We start from the raw sequence: 21,154 nt of genomic DNA, 5'->3' as shown, positions 1-21,154 counted from the left end.
CAAAGAAAAATCTTTGAGGCTAGACGGACGAAGCGCTTAGTGCGCTTCGTCCCAGTTGGTCGCGGCGCGTGCGTCGACCTTCAAGGGCACCCGCATTTCCAGAGCAGGCATGGCGGCATTTTCCATAACGGAAACGACGGTCGGCATCGCCTTTTCGACGTCGCTGTCCTCGACTTCGAAAATCAGTTCGTCGTGCACTTGCAAGAGCATACGCACCCGATCAGCGAGGCCCGCTTCGGCAAGGGCCGGTTCCATCTTGATCATGGCCCGGCGGATGATATCGGCCGCCGAGCCCTGGATGGGCGCATTGATTGCGGCACGCTCGTTGAAGGCGCGCACTGAAGGATTGGACGAGCGAATCTCCGGATAGTTGATTCGCCGGCCGAAGATGGTTTCGACATAGCCCTTGTCGCGCGCCATCTGCTTCCGGCTCTCCATGTAGTCGCGGATGCCGGGGAAGCGTTCGAAATATTTCTTGATGTAATCGCCCGCCTCCGACCGCTCGATCGAGAGCTGGTTTGCAAGACCGAAGGCGGAAATGCCATAGATGATGCCGAAGTTGATTGCCTTGGCCCGGCGGCGCACCTCGGATGGCATGCCGGCGACCGGAATGCCGAACATTTCGGAGGCGGTCATTGCATGAATATCGATACTGTCAGCGAATGCCTGTGTCAGCTGCGGGATCTCGGCGACGTGGGCAAGCACGCGCAGCTCGATCTGGCTGTAGTCCGCCGAAACCAGCTTGTGGCCGGGGGTGGAGATGAAGGCGGTGCGAATCTTGCGACCTTCGGCGGTGCGCACCGGAATGTTCTGCAGGTTCGGTTCGGAGGACGAAAGCCGCCCCGTTGTCGTTGAGGCGAGCGAATAGGACGTATGGACGCGCTTCGTCTGCGGATGCACGTATCCCGGCAGCGCATCGGTATAGGTGGATTTCAGCTTGGTCAGCTGACGCCAATCGACGATCTTGCGCGGCAGCTCGAAACCGGCAGCGGCCAGATCTTCCAGAACGCTCGCCGAAGTCGACCATTGCCCGGTCTTCGTCTTGCTGCCGCCTGCAAGGCCCAATTTGCCGAAGAGAATATCGCCAAGCTGCTTCGGGGAGCCGATCGTGAACTTCTCGCCGGCCAGCGTGTAGATTTCGTCTTCCAGCCGGGCGGCGCCCTGGGCCAGTTCGCCCGAAAGGCGGGAAAGAATCTGCCGGTCGACGGTGATGCCGCGCTCCTCCATACGCGCCAGAACCGGCAGCAGCGGCCGCTCCAGGCGCTCGTAGACGGCTGTCAGTCTGGTTGCGGCGAGCCGCGGTTTCAGCACACTCCAAAGCCGGAGCGTCACATCTGCGTTTTCGGCGGCATACTGCGTTGCGCGATCGATATCGACGAGGTCGAATATCACGTTCGCCTTGCCGCTGCCTGCCACGTCCTTGTAGGTGATCGGATTATGGCCGAGGAATTTCTCGGCAAGCGCGTCCATGCCATGGCCACCAGGTCCGGCGTCGAGCACATAGGACATCAGCATCGCGTCGTCGAAGCTCTTGGTTTCGACGCCATAACGCTTCATCAGCAGGTAATGGTATTTCAGGTCATGCGCGATCTTGAGAACGGACTCGTCCTCAAGTAGCGCTTTTAGCCGTGGCAAAGCATCCCGCATCGGGATCTGGTCGATCGCCGGCCCACCGCCGAGAAGATCGCTGACGCCACTCTTATGCCCGAGCGGCACGTAGGCCGCCCGGATCCGTGCGCCCGCCGGGTCCTTTTCATTGTCGGCAATCGCCATCGCGACGCCGACCAACTCGGCCTGCATCGCATCAAGCGACGTCGTCTGCGTTTCGAAAGCCACCAGGCCGGTGTCCCGGGCATCGGCAATCCATTGATCGAGCGTCGCGAGGTCGCGGATCGTCACATAGGAAGAGCGATCGAACGGCAGGGTCGCAAAGGTTGCGGCTCGAGCATTGGCAAGGTCGGCCGGGCTGAAGCCGCGCGCCGCCGGCTTCGCTCTGCCTGGAACCGGCACTGATGGACCCTCGATGTCAGGAATGCCGCCCGCAACCGGTTCCGGTTCAGCCGCATCGAGATCGGGCCCGCGTGCGGCAGGACCCCACTCGACCTTCACGTCGGCCACCTCGATGGCGCTCGCATCGCAATCGCAAGCGTCCGCCACGCGGCGCGTCAGCGAGTTAAATTGCATCGCCTTGAGGAAGCCGATCAGCTTCGGGCCGTTCTGCACTTCGAGAACGAGGTCATCCAGGCCAAGCTCTAGCGGCACATCGGTGCGCAGCCTGACCAGTTCGCGCGAAAGCCTCGCCTTGTCGGCATTTTCCAGAATCGTCTGCCTGCGCTTTTCCTGCTTGATCTCGTGCGCACGGTCCAGAAGCGTGTCGAGGTCGCCGTATTCCTGAAGAAGCTGTGCTGCAGTCTTCGGGCCGATGCCGGGAATGCCGGGGACATTGTCGACCGAATCACCGGTCATCGCCTGCAGGTCGATCATCTTTTCGGGCAGCACGCCCCATTTCTCGATGACGTCCGGAATGCCGATCTGCTTGTCCTTCATGCTGTCGTACATGTGGACATTCGGCGTGACGAGCTGCATCAGATCCTTGTCCGAAGAGACGATCGTGATGTCAGCGCCGGCCGCTTCCGCCTGCCGGGCATAGGTGGCGATGATGTCGTCTGCCTCGAAGCCCTCCGTCTCGATGCAGGGCAGGTTGAAGGCGCGCGTTGCTTCGCGGATTAGCCCGAACTGCGGTATCAGCTCATCGGGCGGTGCGGAACGGTTCGCCTTGTAGGCATCGAACAGATCCTTACGGAAGGTCTTTGCGGAATAATCGAAGATAACCGCAAAATGCGTCGGCGGGACCCCGACCGACGTATCGCGCGCATCGGTCAACAACTTCCATAGCATGTTGCAGAAGCCGGAGACGGCGCCGACCGGCAGGCCGTCGGATTTGCGCGTCAGCGGCGGCAGGGCATGGAACGCCCGGAAGATGAAACCCGAGCCGTCAACGAGGAAGAGATGATCGCCTTTTTTCATGGTTGCATGGATAGCGTGGCGGCCCGGCGAAATCCATATAAAGTTCGGCAGCACGCGATTTCATGGCTCACCGAACTGTTACCAATTTGTAATTAGCAGTTCGGCCGACTTCCCTTGAAAAACCACATTCCCGGTCACAAATCAGATCTACCGGCGTTTGATCGCGCCGAGGGTCTGATCACCGGCTTGTCCCCCGCCGCATCAGACTTGGACAAAGGCCTTATCCCCCTCTCCGGGCCTTTGTCCCCATTTAAAGCCGCCGTGGTCCACCTCCAGGCCATGGCGGCTTTTGTTCTTCAACCAATGCTCATTTCGCGCGCAACGGCGAATTTGGTTCATCGCATACAATTTGTTGCATTGTTTCGGATCCGTTTTTGCGTCTAACTACAATCATGGGATTTAAAAGGATAGACTCGGGAGCTTACCTTGCCAGCCAGCTGGCCAAGGGGTTTGCCCGCTCGCTGCAGCAGCGAGCGGCAGGGCTCGGCTTTTCTCCCGGCCAATTCCCGATTCTTCTCGAACTTTGGGCCGAGGATGGCCTGACGCAGAAGCAATTGCTCGAACGCGTCGATATCGAACAGGCGACAATGGCCAATACGCTTGCACGAATGGCACGCGATGGCCTTATTGAGCGCAAACCGCACCCTTCCGACAAGCGGGCGCAATTGATCTTCCTGACGCCCAATGCACGAGCGATGGAGGATGAGGCGGTAAAGATAGCGCGGGAAGCGGACCTGGCGCTTTTCGACGGGTTCAGAACCTTCGAGCGGGAGCTGATGCTGGAGTACATCCGCCGCCTTCTCGAAAACGCCAAGAAAATCTGATCGCTCAGAACGGCCCAGCGACAGCCGCAGGCTTGCATCCCTGAGGCAGCCCCCCGCTGTCCCGGCGCCGGAGAACCGTGCGTTCACGCCTTCCAAAATTCCGTTTTTCCTGCTCGAAACGCGCCAGCCTTTGGTCTATCGTCCGGCCAATTTCGAAAGGAGTCGACAATGACGGACATTACCCCGGTACTCTCGCGGGCGGATCAGAATCTCGGTTCGAGCCTCGAAAACCTGTTTGAGTTGCTGCGTATCAAATCGATCTCGACCGATCCGGCTTACAAAGCCGATTGCCGCAAGGCAGCCGAATGGCTGGTCGCCTATTTGAAGATGCTGGGCTTCGAAGCCTCCACCCGCGACACCCCCGGTCACCCGATGGTGGTTGCGCATCATGCCGGCGCCAGCGCCGATGCGCCGCATGTGCTGTTCTACGGCCACTATGACGTTCAGCCGGTCGATCCGATCGAGCTCTGGGAGAACGATCCCTTCGAGCCCGCCATCAAGGAGGTGGAAAACGGCCGCAAAATCCTGACCGGCCGCGGCACCGCAGACGACAAGGGTCAGTTGATGACCTTCGTCGAAGCTTGCCGCGCCTACAAGGAGGTCAACGGCTCGCTCCCCTGCCGCATCACGATCCTCTTCGAAGGGGAGGAAGAATCCGGTTCTCCGTCGCTCAAGCCCTTCCTCGAGGCGAATGCCGCCGAGTTGAAGGCTGACTATGCGCTTGTCTGCGACACCAGCATGTGGGACCGCGATACCCCGGCTATTGCCGCTGCGCTTCGCGGCCTTGTCGGCGAAGAAGTCGTGGTGACGGCGGCCGACCGCGACCTGCATTCTGGCCTCTTCGGCGGTGCAGCGGCGAACCCTATCCATGTGCTGACGGCAGCCCTCGCCGGGCTTCATGACGAAACCGGCCGCATTACGCTTGAGAACTTCTACGACGGCGTCGAGGAAACCCCAGCAAACATCAAGGCCTCGTGGGAGAAGCTCGGCCAGACCGCAGAAAGCTTCCTCGGCCAGGTCGGTCTGTCGGTACCCTCAGGCGAAAAGGGCCGCTCGGTCCTGGAGCTCACCTGGGCGCGTCCGACGGCCGAAGTCAACGGCATAGTGGGTGGCTATACCGGGGAAGGCTTCAAGACGGTGATTGCCGCCAAGGCATCCGCCAAGGTCTCCTTCCGCCTTGTCGGCAAGCAGGATCCGGCCAAGATCAGAGAGACTTTCCGAACCTATGTGCGCTCGAAGGTTCCGGCCGATTGCTCGGTCGAGTTCCATGCCCATGGCGGCTCGCCGGCGATTCACCTCTCCTACGATTCTCCGGTGATCACCAAGGCGAAGAACGCGCTTTCCGACGAATGGCCGAAACCCGCCGTCGTCATCGGCATGGGCGGCTCTATCCCGATCGTTGGCGATTTCCAGCGGATGCTTGGCATGGAGTCCCTGCTCGTCGGTTTTGGTCTTTCCGACGATAGAATCCATTCGCCGAACGAGAAATACGAGCTTGCCTCCTACCACAAGGGCATCCGCTCCTGGGTGCGCATCCTCGAAGCCCTGGCAGCCTGAAGATAAAAAAGCGTGCCTCGCGATTTACCGGAGCACGCCGTACAGACAAACAAAAAGGCCGGTTAAAACCGGCCTTTCGTCATCCGCTCGCTTCGATGCCAGTACATCCGTGGTCAAGGAGAAAGCGGACTCTGCAGCCGGAGCGATCGGAGGGAGAAGGCTCATGATCGGAATTAGGCTCGCTCGAAGCGCGCACAGCTTCCGACGGCTGCAATCTGTTGAACCTCATATCGGAAGCCGTTCCGGCGATTTCAAGGCCTCCCAGACATTTCAGCTTCTTCCATTCAAGCTGCGTTCATAAGTGACTTGTTATAAATCATTGAAGACAAAGTGAATGATTGCCGAGGAAATCGGCAAGCGCTTAGCTATGTCACGAACCGGCACAAAGCCGGAGCAAGAACAAAAACGGTGTGGCATGCGCGCACACCCACCTTGGGAGTTGAAACGTGAAAACCACCCTTTTGAAGATTGCCGCCGCGGGCATGCTGCTGCTTGCCCCCGCTATCGCCCAGGCGGCGGAAGGCTTCGCAACGGCGAACGTTAATATGCGCGCCGGCCCGAGCACCGGCTACCCGGCCGTCGCCGTGATCCCCGCAGGCGAATCCGTTGAAATTTACGGCTGCCTTGCCGATACACCATGGTGCGACGTGGAGTTCTACGGTGGCCGCGGTTGGGTGCATGGTCGCTATGTCCAGGCCATTTACCAGGAGCGCCGCGTTTACCTCGGACCCGAATATTATCGCCCGCTCGGTATTCCGGTGGTGGTCTTCAGCTTTGGCAACTACTGGGATCGCCATTACCGCAACCGCGACTTCTACCGCTACCGCGACCGCTGGAGCCGCGGTCCGAACGTCTATCGCGGCCCCAGCCGCGGACCTGATTTCGAATCCAGACCAGGACCGGGTCGGCGCCCGGATTTCGACCGGGAACCGGATCGCCGGCCCAGCTTTAACCGAAGCCCTGGCATATCCCCCGACTTCGGTAGTCCCGAGCGTCGGGATTTCAATCGTCGTCCCGAGCGTAGCCCCGATATCCAACGAAGGCTGGATAGCGATCGCCCGCAGAATTTCGGCCGTGGCTTTGAACGCAGGCCCGATGTCGACACGGGTTCGGACAGGGGCCGGCGCCAGGAATTCGATCGCGATCGCCGCAATTTCGAGCGTCAGGACAATGGCGGCAACCGCAATCGCGGCGGCGATGGCGGCCGGCCAAGGCGTCCCGTTTGCCCGGGCGATCCGGCTTGCCGCGACTAACAGACCTAGGCGGCAGAGATGCCGCCGTCCACTTCACCCGAATGGAAAAAGCCCGGCGCTCCGAAAGAGCCACCGGGCCTGATTTCGATCGGCACGCCTTGAGGGGAAACGGCCGATCTTTGCGGGACTTGAGGGCTGTCCCGCTCTCAAATAAACGAGCAGAGGACCTAAAGGTTCCCAATTACCGAGGGGCAGTTGTTCGTGCCGCTTGTTACGAGTTGGTGCCTCTCGCAAGCGGACCATGCAGCATCTTCAATCGGCTTTCTTCCATCTTGCTCAATCGGGACTGCCGGGCAAATTCATGGGCGGTCCAGATCTCGCGGAGCCTGTTTTCGTCGATTCTTTCAGGATAAGTATTCATCGATAATGCCTAGCTACTGCGCTTATTGCTTATTTATTCGGCGCAAGATGGCGCGATATATGTCAGTTTTGTGACAATCGCAACGAATGGCAGCTATGCGAAAATCCCTGGGCTGAAGCTCGGCTGAGGTCACTCGTTCCCGGTCTTAACCACCCCTTAAATCGCCGTATTTACACTCCAACCGGATGATTGCGCGCAAGGGCGTGCGTTCGCGACATATGGGGTGCGACCGTCCGGAATGGCAGGCAGAGGCAGATCACGCGATAGAATCGAACCGTCCTTCGGCGGCCGCGACCGCTATGAAGACGACGACGATTTCGCGCTGGATGATGAAGACCGCATCGACGGCCGCCGTGGCGCCAAACGCCCAGCCCAAAAACCATCCCGCAACCGCGCTCCTGAACGCAGGCGCCGCGAAAGGCGCGCCCCCCCGGAGCGGGACGGCGGCGGGCTCTTCGCTTTTCTGCGCCGGGTCATCTACTGGTGCATCGTCCTCGGTATCTGGGCCGGCATCGGCGTTGCGGGCCTCGTGTTCTATTACGGCTCGCGCATGCCGAGCGCCAGCACCTGGGCGATCCCAGACAGGCCGCCGAACGTCAAGATCACTTCGGTCGACGGCAGCGTGATCGCCAATCGCGGCGCCACCGGCGGCGAGGCACTCTCGCTCGATCAGATGTCGCCCTACATTCCGCAGGCGATCGTGGCGATCGAGGACCGGCGCTTCTACTCGCATTTCGGCGTTGACCCGATGGGGCTGGCGCGTGCCTTCATCAACAATCTGACCGGCCAGCCGATCCAAGGCGGCTCGACCCTGACGCAGCAGCTCGCCAAGAACCTGTTCCTCTCGCCGGAGCGCACGCTGGAGCGCAAGGTGCAGGAGGTGCTGCTCTCCTTCTGGCTCGAGCAGAAATACACCAAGGACCAGATCCTTGCGATGTATCTGAACCGCGTCTATTTCGGCTCGAACGCCTATGGCGTGGAGGCGGCAGCACGCCGTTACTTCAACAAGTCGGCACGGGACGTGAATCTTGGCGAAGCGGCCTTGCTTGCCGGCCTCGTCAAAGCGCCGTCGCGCCTTTCGCCGGCGCGTGATCCGGAAGCTGCCAATGCCCGCGCGCAGGTGGTGCTGCTGGCCATGCGGGACCAGGGCTACATTACCGACGACGAAGTGAAGACGGCGATGACGCAGGCGCCCTCCAAGGCGAAAAGCTATTGGTCCGGCGCTGGCCAGTATGTGGCCGATATGGTTATGGACGAACTGCCGGGCCTGATCGGCGACGTCAAGGAAGACCTCATCGTCGATACGACAATCGACAAGGGGCTGGAGAAGAAGGCCGATCAGTCGCTGAACGATATTCTTCGCAAAGAGGGCGCAAAGCTCGTCGCTTCGCAGGCGGCTCTCGTCTCAATCGATGGCACGGGGGCAATCCGGGCGCTCGTCGGCGGCAGGGACTATGCCGAAAGCCAGTTCAATCGCGCCGTCAAGGCAAAGCGTCAGCCTGGCTCCTCCTTCAAACCCTTCGTTTATGCCGCTGCACTTGAAAAGGGTTTGACGCCGTTTTCCGTCTTCAACGACGCGCCGATCCGTATCGGCAACTGGACGCCCGAGAATTACGAGAAGAAATACAATGGCGAGGTAACGCTCGCAACGGCGCTTGCGAAATCGCTGAACACGGTCGCCGCCCAGCTGGTGATGTACGACGGGCCGGAGCAGGTCATCAAGCTTGCCCACCGTCTCGGCATCGAGACCGAACTGCAGCCGAATGCCTCGATCGCACTTGGCACATCGGAAGTGTCGCTCATGGAGCTGACGGCCTCCTATGCCGCCTTCATGAACGGCGGCTACAAGGCAACGCCCCACGTGATCCGGCGGGTGACAACGGCCGACGGCAAGGTGCTCTACGAGAACACCTATGACAACCCGCCACGCGTTCTGTCAGAAGCCGTCGTCGCCAACATGAATGCCATGATGATGGGCACGATCGAAACAGGGACAGGCAAAGCCGCCAAGATTCCCGGTTGGCAGGCGGCCGGCAAGACGGGCACGACGCAGAACTCCCGGGACGCCCTCTTTGTCGGCTTCACCAGCAATCTGACGACCGGCGTCTGGTTCGGCAATGACGACGGCACGCCGATGAAGAAGGTCACCGGCGGCGGCTTGCCTGCGAAGGCATGGCAGGAATTCATGATTGCCGCGCATAAGGGTCTTTCTCCGGCTCCTCTATTCGGCAGCGGCCAATTCATCGCGGACCCGAATGGCCTCGGTAATCAACCGATGGTCCAGGGAGAACCCCAACCGATGCAGGAGCAGCCAACGACGATCGGCGGAATCATTTCCGGTGTTTTCGGCGGCGGGGATAGCGCCGAGGAGCAGAGGCGGTTTCCTCCTCCACCTGGCCAGCAACAGCAGGCCATCGCGACGCAAGGAGGACCGGTTCCGCCTGGCGACATCGGACCCGACGGTGGTTATGGAAATGTTGTGCCGCCGGAAGAGATCGGCGGTCCGTCATCGACGTCTTCCGTTCAGCCGCGTCGGACCACGCTGCTCGATCTCATCATGGGGCAATAGCCAGCGCTCTACTGTCGGCACACGGCGCCCGGGGATGAAAACTGCAGACACCCGAAGGAGCCTGGCAGCTCGATCCCTTATAGAAAGTGAATGCAACACGTTCGCTTTGCTGGATCTCGGGTATTTCCCGCCTTGCAGTCCAGAAAACCGCTCCTTATATACCCCGCATCACCGCAATCACGATTGCGTTAATTCCGGAGACCCCCATCCCGTAAGGGGCTGTCAGGGAAATGCCTTTTCGGGTTCCGACAGCTTGCTTCAAGGAGTAAATGACATGGCAAAAGTAATTGGTATCGACCTCGGAACAACAAATTCCTGCGTCGCTGTCATGGACGGCAAGGACGCGAAGGTCATTGAAAATGCGGAAGGCGCGCGCACGACCCCTTCCATGGTGGCATTTACCGACGACGGCGAACGCCTTGTCGGCCAGCCGGCGAAGCGCCAGGCCGTCACCAACCCAACGAACACCCTCTTCGCGGTCAAGCGCCTGATCGGCCGCCGCTACGAAGATCCAACCGTTGAAAAAGACAAGAGCCTCGTCCCCTTCAATATCGTCAAGGGCGACAATGGCGACGCCTGGGTCGAAGCCAACGGCAAGGGCTATTCGCCCGCGCAGGTCTCCGCAATGATCCTTCAGAAGATGAAGGAAACAGCCGAATCCTATCTCGGTGAGAAGGTCGAGAAGGCCGTCATCACCGTTCCGGCCTACTTCAACGACGCGCAGCGTCAGGCGACGAAGGATGCGGGCAGGATTGCAGGCCTCGAAGTTCTCCGCATCATCAACGAGCCGACCGCAGCGGCACTCGCCTACGGCCTCGACAAGAAGGAAGGCAAGACGATCGCCGTCTACGACCTTGGCGGCGGTACCTTCGATATCTCGATCCTCGAAATCGGCGACGGCGTCTTCGAAGTGAAGTCGACCAACGGTGACACCTTCCTCGGTGGTGAAGACTTCGACATGCGTCTCGTCGAATATCTCGCAGCCGAGTTCAAGAAGGACAACGGCATCGACCTGAAGAACGACAAGCTTGCCCTGCAGCGCCTCAAGGAAGCTGCTGAAAAGGCAAAGATCGAACTCTCGTCCTCGCAGCAGACCGAAATCAACCTGCCGTTCATCACGGCTGACGCTTCCGGCCCGAAGCACCTGACGCTGAAGCTGACGCGCGCCAAGCTCGAAAGCCTGGTCGACGATCTCGTCCAGCGCACGATCGCTCCCTGCAAGGCAGCGCTCAAGGATGCCGGCGTTACGCCCGCCGATATTGACGAAGTCGTTCTCGTGGGCGGCATGAGCCGCATGCCGAAGGTCCAGGAAGTCGTCAAGCAGCTGTTCGGCAAGGAACCGCACAAGGGCGTCAACCCGGATGAAGTCGTTGCTCTCGGCGCCGCCATCCAGGCTGGCGTTCTGCAGGGCGACGTCAAGGATGTCCTGCTTCTCGACGTAACCCCGCTGTCTCTCGGCATCGAGACCCTCGGCGGCGTCTTCACCCGTCTGATCGAACGCAACACGACGATTCCGACGAAGAAGTCGCAGACCTTCTCGACCGCTGACGACAACCAGCAGGCCGTTACCATCCGCGTTTCGCAGGGCGAGCGCGAAATGGCTGCCGACAACAAGCTGCTCGGCCAGTTCGACCTCGTCGGTCTTCCGCCGGCGCCGCGCGGCGTTCCGCAGATCGAAGTCACTTTCGACATCGACGCGAACGGCATTGTTCAGGTTTCGGCCAAGGACAAGGGTACCGGCAAGGAACAGCAGATCCGCATCCAGGCGTCTGGCGGCCTTTCCGACGCCGACATCGAAAAGATGGTCAAGGATGCCGAATCGCATGCCGCCGAAGACAAGAAGCGCCGCGAAACCGTGGAAGCCAAGAACCAGGCAGAGAGCTTGGTCCACTCCACGGAAAAGTCGCTGAAGGATTATGGTGACAAGGTCTCCGAGGCCGACCGCACCGCGATCTCCGACGCGATTGCCGCTCTGAAGTCTGCAGCCGAAGCAACCGATCCGGATGCTGAGGACATCAAGGCGAAGACGCAGACCCTTATGGAAGTTTCCATGAAGCTCGGGCAGGCGATCTACGAAGCCCAGCAGGCTGAAGCCGGCACGGCTGATGCCTCCGCAGCCGGTGGCGATGACAATGTCGTCGATGCCGACTACGAAGAAGTCAAGGACGACGACCGCAAAAAGTCCGCGTAATCCGCGGCAGGGTGGTTATGCTAAATACTGCGATCCGGCTGCCTCAGGGCAGCCGGAAATCCATTTCCGGGGTGTAAATTGGCAAAAGCGGACTTTTACGAAACGCTCGGTGTCGCTAGGACGGCAGACGAAAAAGAGCTGAAAAGCGCTTTCCGCAAGCTGGCGATGAAATTTCATCCGGACAAGAACCCAGATGACCAGGCCGCGGAACACAAGTTCAAGGAAATCAACGAGGCTTACGAAATCCTCAAGGATCCGCAGAAGCGGGCCGCCTATGATCGCTATGGCCACGCAGCCTTCGAACACGGCGGCATGGGTGCCGGCGGCTTCGGTGGCGGTGCGGGCTTTGCCGGCGGTGGTGGCTTCTCCGACATCTTCGAGGACATCTTTGGCGAGATGATGGGCGGCGGCCGCGGACGACAGCGCTCTTCGGGCGGACGCGAACGCGGCGCTGATCTTCGCTACAACATGGAAATCTCGCTGGAAGAGGCCTTCTCCGGCAAGACGGCGCAAATCCGGGTTCCGACGTCGATCACCTGCGATGTCTGCTCCGGTTCGGGCGCCAAGCCGGGTACTCAGCCGAAAACCTGCGGCACCTGTCAGGGGTCCGGCCGCGTTCGCGCCGCACAGGGCTTTTTCTCGATCGAGCGGACCTGCCCGACCTGCCACGGCCGCGGCCAGATCATCCCCGATCCGTGCCCGAAGTGCCATGGCCAGGGACGCGTGACGGAAGAGCGTTCGCTCTCCGTCAATATCCCGGCCGGTATCGAAGACGGCACGCGGATCCGCCTGCAGGGCGAGGGCGAAGCCGGGGCGCGAGGCGGGCCGTCTGGCGATCTCTATATCTTCTTGTCGGTGAAGCCGCATGAATTCTATCAGCGCGATGGAGCGGACCTCTATTGTGCCGTTCCGATCTCGATGACGACGGCAGCCCTTGGCGGGACCTTCGATGTCGCTACGCTCGACGGCACCAAGTCCCGGGTCTCCGTTCCGGAAGGGACGCAGGCCGGCAAGCAGTTCCGTCTCAAGGGCAAGGGCATGCCCGTGCTGCGCTCAAGTCAGACGGGTGACCTCTACATCCAGATCCAGATCGAGACGCCGCAGAAGCTCTCCAAGCGCCAACGCGAACTGTTGCAGGAATTCGAGCAGCTTTCTTCGAGGGAGAACAATCCGGAATCAACGGGCTTCTTTGCCCGGATGAAGGAATTCTTCGAAGGCTGAGGTCAGCGACAGTATTTAAATCGAAGCCGGGAGACTTTCTCCCGGCTTTTTGTTTGCCGAGTTGCACAGATCGAAACTCGGACTTTGAATACGAAAGCTCGAAGCGTGATCGATGCCAGGGCTTTAGTTGAGAAATCTAGGCATGGTCCAAAATCGCACGCTATCGGCGCCGCCCCCGCCGAAGGGTGACTTGTGTTTCAATTTGAAACATGACGAGCAACCAATATGGCCAGCGTTAACGCAGGCTGCTGATGCTGCTTGCAACTTGCCGAAATAGCAGCCTTCCTAGCCGTGGAATACTGGGGAACAACTAATCAAAGGTCACTACCATGACGGCAGCAGCCTCCTTGTCCTTTCAGCGGGACGACATCGACGTCCTTGCCGGCGCACTTTATACTTGGTGTGCGGAGCGCAACATCAAGCTGCGCAGCCAGCAGGGGCTATCGATCGCCAGTGTCGCGATCGATCTCTACGAAGCCGGGCATCACACGCAGGACGAACTGCTCGTCGCGCTGCACGAGCGCGAGCTTCACTAGAAAATCGAAACTGCTTTGAAGCAGGCGTTTGACGTCTCAACGCGTCAGACAGCCTTTTCCGCGCCCATCAACGTCAGAATCGTTTTGACTGCCTCCTTGCCCGCCGGCGAGTGAAGCCTGTCATAGTTGACCGCCAATTCGTAAGCCTCCGGGCTCAGCTCGATCCTTCCCGGAGAATCGGACGTGTGCACCCCCTCGAAAAGGGCGGAGATTTCGACACCCAGAAAAACCGCGATCTGGTGCAATTTGCTGGCTGAGACGCGATTGGTGCCCTTTTCGTATTTCTGGATCTGCTGGAAGGTCAGGCCGAGCGCTTCACCCAGCTCGAGTTGCGAGACGCGGCGACGGGCGCGAAGCTTTCTGACGTTGCGGCCGACGAGAATATCTACCGGATCTGGCACCTGCGCGTTCCCTTCTAGAAGTTGTTGACGCTACTATGCTGGTTATAAAAATAACTCAATCCACCAGTTGCGAGATTTAACCGACTTTTCGGGGCTAGGCCGCACAAAGAGAGCTGAGCGTCACCTTTGCAACCGGCGCATATGCAGCTCGGTCTAACCGTTCAATTCTCCCAGCGGCGGCTGCCTGGCGGGCGTCGCACGCCTGTTATTTCCGTTAACCTCGAATCGGATAGGATGCCGCTGTCTTTCGCGTGAGGTGAAATCGTTGTTTCTATTTTCGAAGTTGGTCTGGGTTTTCGGCCAGCCGCTCTCGCTGGCCTTCTTCCTTGCGCTATTTGCATTCCTTGCGATCGTACTCGGCCGCGGGAAGTTCGGCGCATTTTTCTCGGCACTGGCTGCACTCCTGCTCTTCGTCGTCCTTTTCACCACCACGGGCAATTTCCTTCTCCAGGGACTTGAAACACGGTTTCCAAAGCCGGATCGTGATCCGGATAATTTGCAGTGCATGATCGTTCTCGGCGGCGCCTTCGAAAACGAGGTCAACACTGCCAAACACGGAATCGAGTTCAACGCTGCCGCGGACCGCTTTCTCGAGACACTGCGGCTGGCACAGAAATACCCGCAATCGCGAATCCTGATCTCAGGAGGCGACGGCTCGCTGTCCGGAGGCTATGAGGGCGACGCGGCAGCTTCGGCGCGCTTCTTTCCGGCCTTTGGAATTCCACGCGAACGGCTTGTCGAAGAGACGACATCACGCACGACGTTCGAGAACGCGCTGAATACCAAGAAGCTGCTTGAAAGCCAGGGATTGTCGAACTGCCTGCTGATCACATCCGGCTATCACATGCCACGTTCGGTCGGCATTTTTCGCAAGCAGGGCATCGAGATCGCGCCATGGCCGACAGATTACCGGACAGACGGCAAGGTGACCCTCGGCATCGATTTCACGCAGCCGAGCCTGAATGCGCAGAACATGGCAACGGCCGTGCGCGAATGGTACGGCCTCGTCGGCTATTACTTTGCTGGCCGGACGTCCGAGCTCTATCCCGGCTGAGACGCTATTTTTTCGAGATGGTGACGAACTTCGTGCCCCGAACGCGCGCCGTTACAATGCAGGCTTCGCCGTCGGTGCGATCGCAGAAGCGCGGGTGCATCTTCATGGCCAGCACCATATTGCCGAACCGCTTGACGAAATCGTAGCCATAGATTTGCGCCGTCGCGATCATGAAGTAGCCACCCTCGGCCACCTGCAGGTAGAAGTTATAGGTGCAGCCGTCGTCGTTGCACTGCGGCCCCTTTTTTCCATCGCAGGTCAATTCACCCTCATTGACCACCGCATCGATAAGACCATCGTTGTTGATGTCCTGGCGCGTCACGAACGTGTCCGAAAACTCGGCCTTGGTGCACTGCTCGGTGAAATGCTTTTTTTCATAGATTTCCGGATCCGAGATCAGCGATTGCTGCGCCAATGCGGCCGTGGGCACGACAAGCAGAGCGATGAGGTTCAGAACGATAAGAAGCGTTTTCACGGCTTTCCTCTTTTGGGCGGTTTGACGCTGACAGCCGCGCATTCTGGAGGATCCGCCTTGCGCCGCCCTTGCCGCCGTGATTCAGTTTGTCATCGTCTGCCGGCTTTGAGGTCCGACCATGTCTCTGCTTGTCTATCTCGATTATGCCGGCGTCGCGCTCTTTGCGGCAACGGGGGCACTCGCTGCCTCGCGCAAGCAGCTTGACCTGATCGGCTTTCTTTTCTTCGCAATGGTGACGGGCACAGGCGGCGGAACGGTGCGCGACATCGTCCTCGGCCGCGTGCCGGTCTTCTGGGTGCTGAACCCCGACTATATCGTCATCTGCTGTGCGATGGGTATTGTGGTCTTCTTCACGGCGCATCTGGTGGAATCACGCTATCGCCTTCTCATCTGGCTCGATGCGGTAGGTCTTTCCGCCTATTGCGTCATGGGTGCGGCCAAGGGCCTCGCGGCGACCGGCTCGCCGACGATCGCACTCGTCACCGGCACATTGACGGCAACCTTCGGGGGCATCCTGCGCGATCTGATGGCCAACGAACCCTCGGTGCTTCTCAGGCCCGAGATCTACATTACGGCGGCGCTTGTCGGCGCAGGCGTCTTTACCGGAGCGACCGAACTCGGCCTGTCGCTCTACATAGCTTCGGCTGTCGGCGTTATCGCCGCCTTCGCGGTGCGCGGCGGGGCCTTATGGTTCGGGTGGACGTTCCCTGTCTACAGGCACAAGCCCGGACGTCACCCTGATGATGTGATGTAAAAAATCAGCGCTTCGGCCGCAGGCGAATCACCACGTCGACATGGGCGATTTCCATGCCCTCGGGCGGCTCCGGCAGATTGTCGATCGTCAGGTTGCTGACCGGAATATCCAGTACTTCATTCTCGCCTTCGACGAAGAAATGGTGGTGATCGGAGACGTTGGTGTCGAAATAGGTCTTGGCGCTCTCGACGGCGAGAACGCGGATCATGCCCGCTTCGGTAAACTGGTGCAGCGTGTTGTAGACCGTCGCCAGGGAAACCGGCACGCCTGCAGCCACTGCTTCTTCGTGCAGCTCCTCGACCGTCAGATGCCGGTCGCCCTTTGCAAAGAGAAGATCGCCGAGCGCAACGCGCTGGCGGGTCGGCCGCAGGCCCGCGCAGCGCAGTCTGGCTTCGATAGCAATCGGCGCTTCAGCCGCCATCAGGGAGGAACTCCGGTTATTCTAGCGTCAATCAATCAGGTTTCTTTAAGCCATATAACTTTTGCGCCGAAGCGTTTCAATAGCTTCGATGGGGACAATGGACCCTGAAACGCCGGAAAATCGGGCTTCTGACGCAATTGGGTCTGGCAGCAGCCCTAGCCTTCCTGTATGCGACCACCAAATAACGCAACAGGTTAGTTGAGGACAGGGAGGTGAACCCAGCCATGCTTATGCTTCATTTTCCTTTGAACTTGGACTAAACACTCACATCCATCGGCTCGTGGCGAGGGAACAGAATTTTCATGACAACGAAACAATCCAGCTTCACCTATGAGGAAATCCTGACTTGCGGCCGCGGCGAAATGTTCGGCCCGGGCAATGCGCAGCTGCCGCTGCCGCCCATGCTGATGTTCCATCGCATCACGCAGATTTCTGAAGAGGGTGGACCCCATGGCAAAGGTTTCGTACGCGCAGAGTTCGATATCACGTCGGACCTGTGGTTCTTTCCCTGCCACTTCATGGGCGATCCCGTGATGCCTGGCTGCCTCGGCCTCGATGCCATGTGGCAGCTGACGGGCTTCTTCCTCGGCTGGTTGGGCGAACCCGGCAAGGGCCGGGCGATCTCGACCGGCGAAGTGAAGTTTACCGGCATGGTGACGCCAAAGACCAAGCTGGTCGAATATGGGATCGACTTCAAGCGCGTCATGCGCGGCCGCCTCGTGCTCGGCATCGCCGACGGCTGGATGAAGGCGGATGGCGAGGAAATCTACAAGGCGACCGATCTGCGCGTCGGACTTTTCCAGGACAAAGTCGCATGATCGCTCCGGGCGGAACGGCCCGGCTCCTTCACGAATAAAACAATGAAAAGGTTGAAACGATGAGACGGGTAGTTGTCACGGGTCTGGGTATAGTGTCCTCGATCGGCAATGATGCTGCGGAAGTCACCGCCTCGCTGCGCGACGCCAAGTCAGGCATTTCCTTCTCCAACGATTTTGCAGAGCATGGCTTCAAATGCCACGTCTGGGGCCGCCCGAGCCTCGACCCCACCGATCTCGTCGACCGCCGAGCCATGCGCTTCCTGTCGCAGGGCGGTGCTTGGAACCATGTTGCCATGAAGCAGGCGATTGCCGATTCCGGTCTCGAGGAGTCCACGGTGAGCGGCAACGAACGCACCGGCATCATCATGGGCTCCGGCGGGCCATCCACCCGCACCCTGATCGAAGCCGCCGAGATCACCATTAAGAACAACAGCCCCAAGCGCATCGGCCCGTTTGCCGTGCCCAAGGCAATGTCGTCCACGGCATCGGCAACGCTTGCAACCTGGTTCAAGATCCACGGCGTCAACTATTCGATCTCCTCGGCCTGCTCGACGTCCGCGCACTGCATCGGCAACGCCACGGAAATGATCCAGTGGGGCAAGCAGGACGTGATGTTCGCCGGCGGTCACGAGGACCTCGACTGGACGATGTCCAACCTCTTCGACGCCATGGGTGCGATGTCCTCCAAGTACAACGATACGCCGGAAAGTGCCTCGCGCGCCTACGACGTCAGCCGTGACGGCTTTGTGATCGCCGGCGGCGCAGGCGTTCTCGTGCTCGAAGAACTGGAGCATGCCAAGGCGCGCGGCGCCAAGATCTACGCCGAGATCGTCGGCTACGGTGCGACCTCGGACGGCTACGACATGGTTGCTCCCTCGGGAGAGGGTGCGGTGCGCTGCATGCGTCAGGCGCTTTCCACCGTCAAAGGCAACGTCGACTACATCAACACGCACGGCACCTCGACACCGGTGGGTGACAGCAAGGAAATCGGCGCGATCCGGGAAGTTTTCGGCGACAGTATCCCTCACATCCAGTCGACCAAGTCGCTGACCGGCCACTCGCTGGGGGCTGCCGGCGTTCAGGAATCGATCTACTCGCTTCTCATGATGCAGGAAGGCTTCATCGGCGAAAGCGCCCACATCACGGAACTCGATCCGGAATTCGAGGGCGTGCCGATCGTTCGCAAGCGCATCGACAACGCCAAGGTAGATATTGCTCTCTCTAACTCCTTCGGCTTCGGCGGTACCAACGCCACGCTCGTCTTCCAGCGCTACAACGGATAGTAACATGGCAGGAATAATGCACGGTAAGCGCGGGCTCATCATGGGCGTCGCAAACAACCATTCTATCGCATGGGGCATATCAAAGGCGCTCGCAGCCCAAGGCGCTGAGCTTGCGTTCACCTACCAAGGCGAAGCCCTTGGCAAGCGGGTGAAGCCGTTGGCAGCAGAAACCGGATCGGATTTCATCGTACCCTGCGACGTGGACGACATCGCCTCGGTTGATGGCGTCGTCGAGGCGATCAAGGAGCGCTGGGGCAAGCTGGATTTCATCGTCCATGCCATCGGCTTTTCCGACAAGAACGAACTGAAGGGTCTTTACGCAGACACCACCCGCGAAAATTTCAGCCGCACGATGGTGATCTCCTGCTTCTCCTTCACGGAAATCGCCAAGCGCTGCGCGCCGCTGATGAACGAGGGCGGCTCCATGCTGACGTTGACCTATAACGGGTCGACGCGCGTCATCCCGAACTACAACGTCATGGGCGTGGCAAAGGCAGCTCTCGAAGCTTCCGTCCGTTATCTCGCCGCCGACTATGGCCCGCGCGGCATCCGCGTCAACGCGATCTCCGCGGGCCCGATCCGGACACTCGCAGGCGCCGGTATCTCGGATGCGCGCGCGATCCTCTCGTGGAACCAGCGCAATGCGCCGCTCCGCAAGACCGTAAGCATCGATCAGGTCGGCAATTCCGCGCTCTACCTGCTGTCCGATCTCTCCACTGGTGTTACCGGCGAGATCCACTTCGTGGATGCCGGATTCAACATCACCTCGATGCCGACGCTCGAAACGCTGCGCACGGCGGATGTCGAGTAAGAACAGGAAGCCGGGCTTGAACACGAGCCCGGCTTTGTTCCGAGACGCATGCTTTAGGCGTGCGCGACCTGCCGCAGGATGGCGGCGGAGTCTCTGGCGCCCCATCGGGTCGCTATCTTCCCATTGTCGACGACGAACCACTCCACCGCGGTAATTCATAGTTCTTGCCGGTCGGATTATGGCCGACGAGGCCGCGGAAGAATCCCGAATAGCGCCCAGTTTCCCTGTAGCGGACCACGACATTTTCTCCCTCGGCGGCGATATCGAGGATCTCAAGGTTTACGTTCATGCCCTCGTGGAGCTCTCGCCAGATGGGTTCGACATCATCCAGACCACCATAGCCCAGAACACCGTAAATCCGCGCGGCGTCGGCAAATAGCGCGCGCAGCGTCTTCATGTCGAAGCGGTTGAATGCCTCGACATAGGCCCTCACGAGTGTCTTGTTCGCTTCCGTATCCATGGCTCTCTCCCCTCGACTTCAGCGCATTGGCAACAAGTCTAGCCGGGAGAGGCTGCCTATGCGGATTACTTCTTCGCCCACAGCACCTTGAAGCGCGCGTTGCGGCAGGTCTCGCCGCTCTCCTTGAAGTTTGCGGCAAGCACGGGCTCATAGGGCAGGCCACGATTGGCGACGAGCATCAGGCGGCCACCGCCGCGCAGGGATGAGGCGGCGGTCTTGATCATCGCCTGACCGAGCGAGGGCTCGGCCGCATGGCTTTCGTGGAAAGGCGGGTTCATGATGATCAGGTCGTACTTGTCCTTGACCGGCTCAGCCGCCAGATCGTGCCAGAAGAAGCGCGCTGGCGCGTCAGGGCAGTTCTCTGCCAGATTGCCCTTCGCAGCCTCGAGGGAGGCGTAATTGGCCTCATAAAGGTCAAGCCGCTCGAGCTTCGGCGACTTCTCGGCAAGCTCGACCGACAGATAACCCCAACCGGCGCCGAAATCGGCTGCGTCGCCTGTGAAATCCGTCGGCATGCGCGATGCGAGCAGCTCCGAGCCGTCGTCAATGCGGTCGTGCGAGAACATGCCTGGCGAGGCGATGAAGCGGCCGTCGACGCGGACAGGTGCCTTGGCGAGCTTCGCCAAGGCTTCCTTGACATCTTCGGGACGAACGAACCAGAAGGCGACGCCGTGATATTTCGGCATGTGTTCGACATCGAGGCCGAGGCCTTCCATGCGCTTGCGCAGCGGCTGGATACCGTCTTCCTTGCCGCCGGCGACAACGACCAGGCCACCCACCTTAACGCGGGAAAGCGCTGCGGCGATGTTGGCCTCGTTCTCGCCCTTGTGCTTGGTGCAGAGCACGAGAGCCGCATCATAGTCGTCGCCTTCGATCTCAGGCGATGTTTCGATACGCTGCGACAGCAGCTGTCTGTAGAGCGCTCGGCAGCCCTGTACGGCGCTCAGCGAGGCGGCAAACCCTTCCGGCAGTGCAAAGCCTGCTTCGGCGCCCAGAAACAGCACACGCTCGCCCTCGCCCGGCGCATCGATGGTACGGGTCACAAAGGGATGGAACAGGGTCTTCAGCGTCTCGCGGCTCATGATCTTTTCTCATCTTCGAATACAAAAAGGGCGCGGGAAACTCCCGCGCCCATGAA

18 protein-coding genes are annotated in these 21,154 nt (G+C 59.9%); 12 read left to right on the top strand and 6 right to left on the bottom strand.

Annotated elements, in window-relative coordinates; translation table 11 throughout:
- Positions 1 to 36: 36 nt before the first annotated feature.
- Complete coding sequence (gene polA, locus ACPYOJ_RS07475; protein ID WP_481415675.1) at positions 37 to 3,027, bottom strand: DNA polymerase I; 2,991 nt, start codon at positions 3,025 to 3,027, stop codon at positions 37 to 39.
- 407 nt (positions 3,028 to 3,434) lie between these two features.
- Here polA and ACPYOJ_RS07470 point away from each other — a divergent pair, with 407 nt between their 5' ends.
- The 7 genes from ACPYOJ_RS07470 (at position 3,435) to ACPYOJ_RS07440 (ending at position 13,539) form a co-directional block, all read left to right on the top strand.
- The gene (locus tag ACPYOJ_RS07470) at positions 3,435 to 3,851 is read left to right on the top strand and encodes a MarR family winged helix-turn-helix transcriptional regulator (protein WP_168828728.1); all 417 of its coding nucleotides are present in this window, start codon (positions 3,435 to 3,437) and stop codon (positions 3,849 to 3,851) included.
- Positions 3,852 to 4,019: 168 nt separating this feature from the next.
- Entirely contained in the window at positions 4,020 to 5,408 is a 1,389-nt protein-coding gene (locus ACPYOJ_RS07465) for a M20/M25/M40 family metallo-hydrolase (protein ID WP_481415674.1), read from the top strand.
- Between the two features lie 446 nt (positions 5,409 to 5,854).
- A complete protein-coding gene (locus ACPYOJ_RS07460) occupies positions 5,855 to 6,661 on the top strand; it encodes an SH3 domain-containing protein (RefSeq protein WP_481415673.1) in 807 nt (268 codons plus the stop codon).
- A gap of 599 nt (positions 6,662 to 7,260) precedes the next feature.
- Complete coding sequence (locus ACPYOJ_RS07455; RefSeq protein WP_481415672.1) at positions 7,261 to 9,591, top strand: transglycosylase domain-containing protein; 2,331 nt, start codon at positions 7,261 to 7,263, stop codon at positions 9,589 to 9,591.
- Between the two features lie 274 nt (positions 9,592 to 9,865).
- Positions 9,866 to 11,782, top strand: a complete 1,917-nt coding sequence (dnaK, locus tag ACPYOJ_RS07450; protein ID WP_168827877.1) for a molecular chaperone DnaK — start codon at positions 9,866 to 9,868, stop codon at positions 11,780 to 11,782.
- A gap of 78 nt (positions 11,783 to 11,860) precedes the next feature.
- The gene (gene dnaJ, locus ACPYOJ_RS07445) at positions 11,861 to 13,003 is read left to right on the top strand and encodes a molecular chaperone DnaJ (RefSeq protein ID WP_481415671.1); all 1,143 of its coding nucleotides are present in this window, start codon (positions 11,861 to 11,863) and stop codon (positions 13,001 to 13,003) included.
- 329 nt (positions 13,004 to 13,332) lie between these two features.
- Complete coding sequence (locus ACPYOJ_RS07440) at positions 13,333 to 13,539, top strand: hypothetical protein (protein WP_481415670.1); 207 nt, start codon at positions 13,333 to 13,335, stop codon at positions 13,537 to 13,539.
- A 44-nt stretch (positions 13,540 to 13,583) separates the two neighbouring features.
- Here ACPYOJ_RS07440 and ACPYOJ_RS07435 read toward each other — a convergent pair whose 3' ends face one another.
- Entirely contained in the window at positions 13,584 to 13,940 is a 357-nt protein-coding gene (locus ACPYOJ_RS07435) for a helix-turn-helix domain-containing protein (RefSeq protein ID WP_168827874.1), read from the bottom strand.
- A gap of 265 nt (positions 13,941 to 14,205) precedes the next feature.
- Between ACPYOJ_RS07435 and ACPYOJ_RS07430 the strand changes: the two genes are divergently transcribed.
- A complete protein-coding gene (locus tag ACPYOJ_RS07430; protein ID WP_481415669.1) occupies positions 14,206 to 14,994 on the top strand; it encodes a YdcF family protein in 789 nt (262 codons plus the stop codon).
- Positions 14,995 to 14,998: 4 nt separating this feature from the next.
- Here the strand turns inward: ACPYOJ_RS07430 and ACPYOJ_RS07425 are convergent, their stop codons facing one another.
- Positions 14,999 to 15,469 (bottom strand): hypothetical protein, encoded by a 471-nt coding sequence (locus ACPYOJ_RS07425; protein ID WP_481415668.1) that lies wholly within the window; start codon positions 15,467 to 15,469, stop codon positions 14,999 to 15,001.
- Positions 15,470 to 15,587: 118 nt separating this feature from the next.
- On the opposite strand from ACPYOJ_RS07425, the gene ACPYOJ_RS07420 reads away from it, so the two are divergent.
- Positions 15,588 to 16,223 (top strand): trimeric intracellular cation channel family protein, encoded by a 636-nt coding sequence (locus ACPYOJ_RS07420; RefSeq protein WP_481415667.1) that lies wholly within the window; start codon positions 15,588 to 15,590, stop codon positions 16,221 to 16,223.
- 4 nt (positions 16,224 to 16,227) lie between these two features.
- Here the strand turns inward: ACPYOJ_RS07420 and irrA are convergent, their stop codons facing one another.
- Positions 16,228 to 16,644 (bottom strand): iron response transcriptional regulator IrrA, encoded by a 417-nt coding sequence (gene irrA, locus ACPYOJ_RS07415; RefSeq protein ID WP_481415666.1) that lies wholly within the window; start codon positions 16,642 to 16,644, stop codon positions 16,228 to 16,230.
- A 302-nt stretch (positions 16,645 to 16,946) separates the two neighbouring features.
- Here irrA and fabA point away from each other — a divergent pair, with 302 nt between their 5' ends.
- Genes fabA through fabI form a run of 3 tightly spaced genes read left to right on the top strand, consistent with a single transcriptional unit; the run spans position 16,947 to position 19,556 of the window.
- The gene (fabA, locus tag ACPYOJ_RS07410; protein WP_481415665.1) at positions 16,947 to 17,462 is read left to right on the top strand and encodes a 3-hydroxyacyl-[acyl-carrier-protein] dehydratase FabA; all 516 of its coding nucleotides are present in this window, start codon (positions 16,947 to 16,949) and stop codon (positions 17,460 to 17,462) included.
- A gap of 59 nt (positions 17,463 to 17,521) precedes the next feature.
- The gene (gene fabB / locus ACPYOJ_RS07405) at positions 17,522 to 18,745 is read left to right on the top strand and encodes a beta-ketoacyl-ACP synthase I (protein WP_481415664.1); all 1,224 of its coding nucleotides are present in this window, start codon (positions 17,522 to 17,524) and stop codon (positions 18,743 to 18,745) included.
- Positions 18,746 to 18,749: 4 nt separating this feature from the next.
- A complete protein-coding gene (gene fabI, locus ACPYOJ_RS07400) occupies positions 18,750 to 19,556 on the top strand; it encodes an enoyl-ACP reductase FabI (RefSeq protein ID WP_481415663.1) in 807 nt (268 codons plus the stop codon).
- Positions 19,557 to 19,668: 112 nt separating this feature from the next.
- Here the strand turns inward: fabI and ACPYOJ_RS07395 are convergent, their stop codons facing one another.
- Both ACPYOJ_RS07395 and ACPYOJ_RS07390 read right to left on the bottom strand, forming a co-directional pair.
- Positions 19,669 to 20,016: a nuclear transport factor 2 family protein gene (locus ACPYOJ_RS07395; protein WP_481415662.1), complete on the bottom strand. Its 348-nt coding sequence runs from the start codon at positions 20,014 to 20,016 to the stop codon at positions 19,669 to 19,671.
- 65 nt (positions 20,017 to 20,081) lie between these two features.
- The gene (locus ACPYOJ_RS07390; RefSeq protein ID WP_481415661.1) at positions 20,082 to 21,098 is read right to left on the bottom strand and encodes a class I SAM-dependent methyltransferase; all 1,017 of its coding nucleotides are present in this window, start codon (positions 21,096 to 21,098) and stop codon (positions 20,082 to 20,084) included.
- Positions 21,099 to 21,154: the final 56 nt, after the last annotated feature.

Source organism: Rhizobium sp. SVR5-9E (assembly GCF_056755095.1).
The sequence above is the reverse complement of the archived record's forward strand: the minus strand, read 5'-3'. Positions and strand labels throughout refer to the sequence as shown.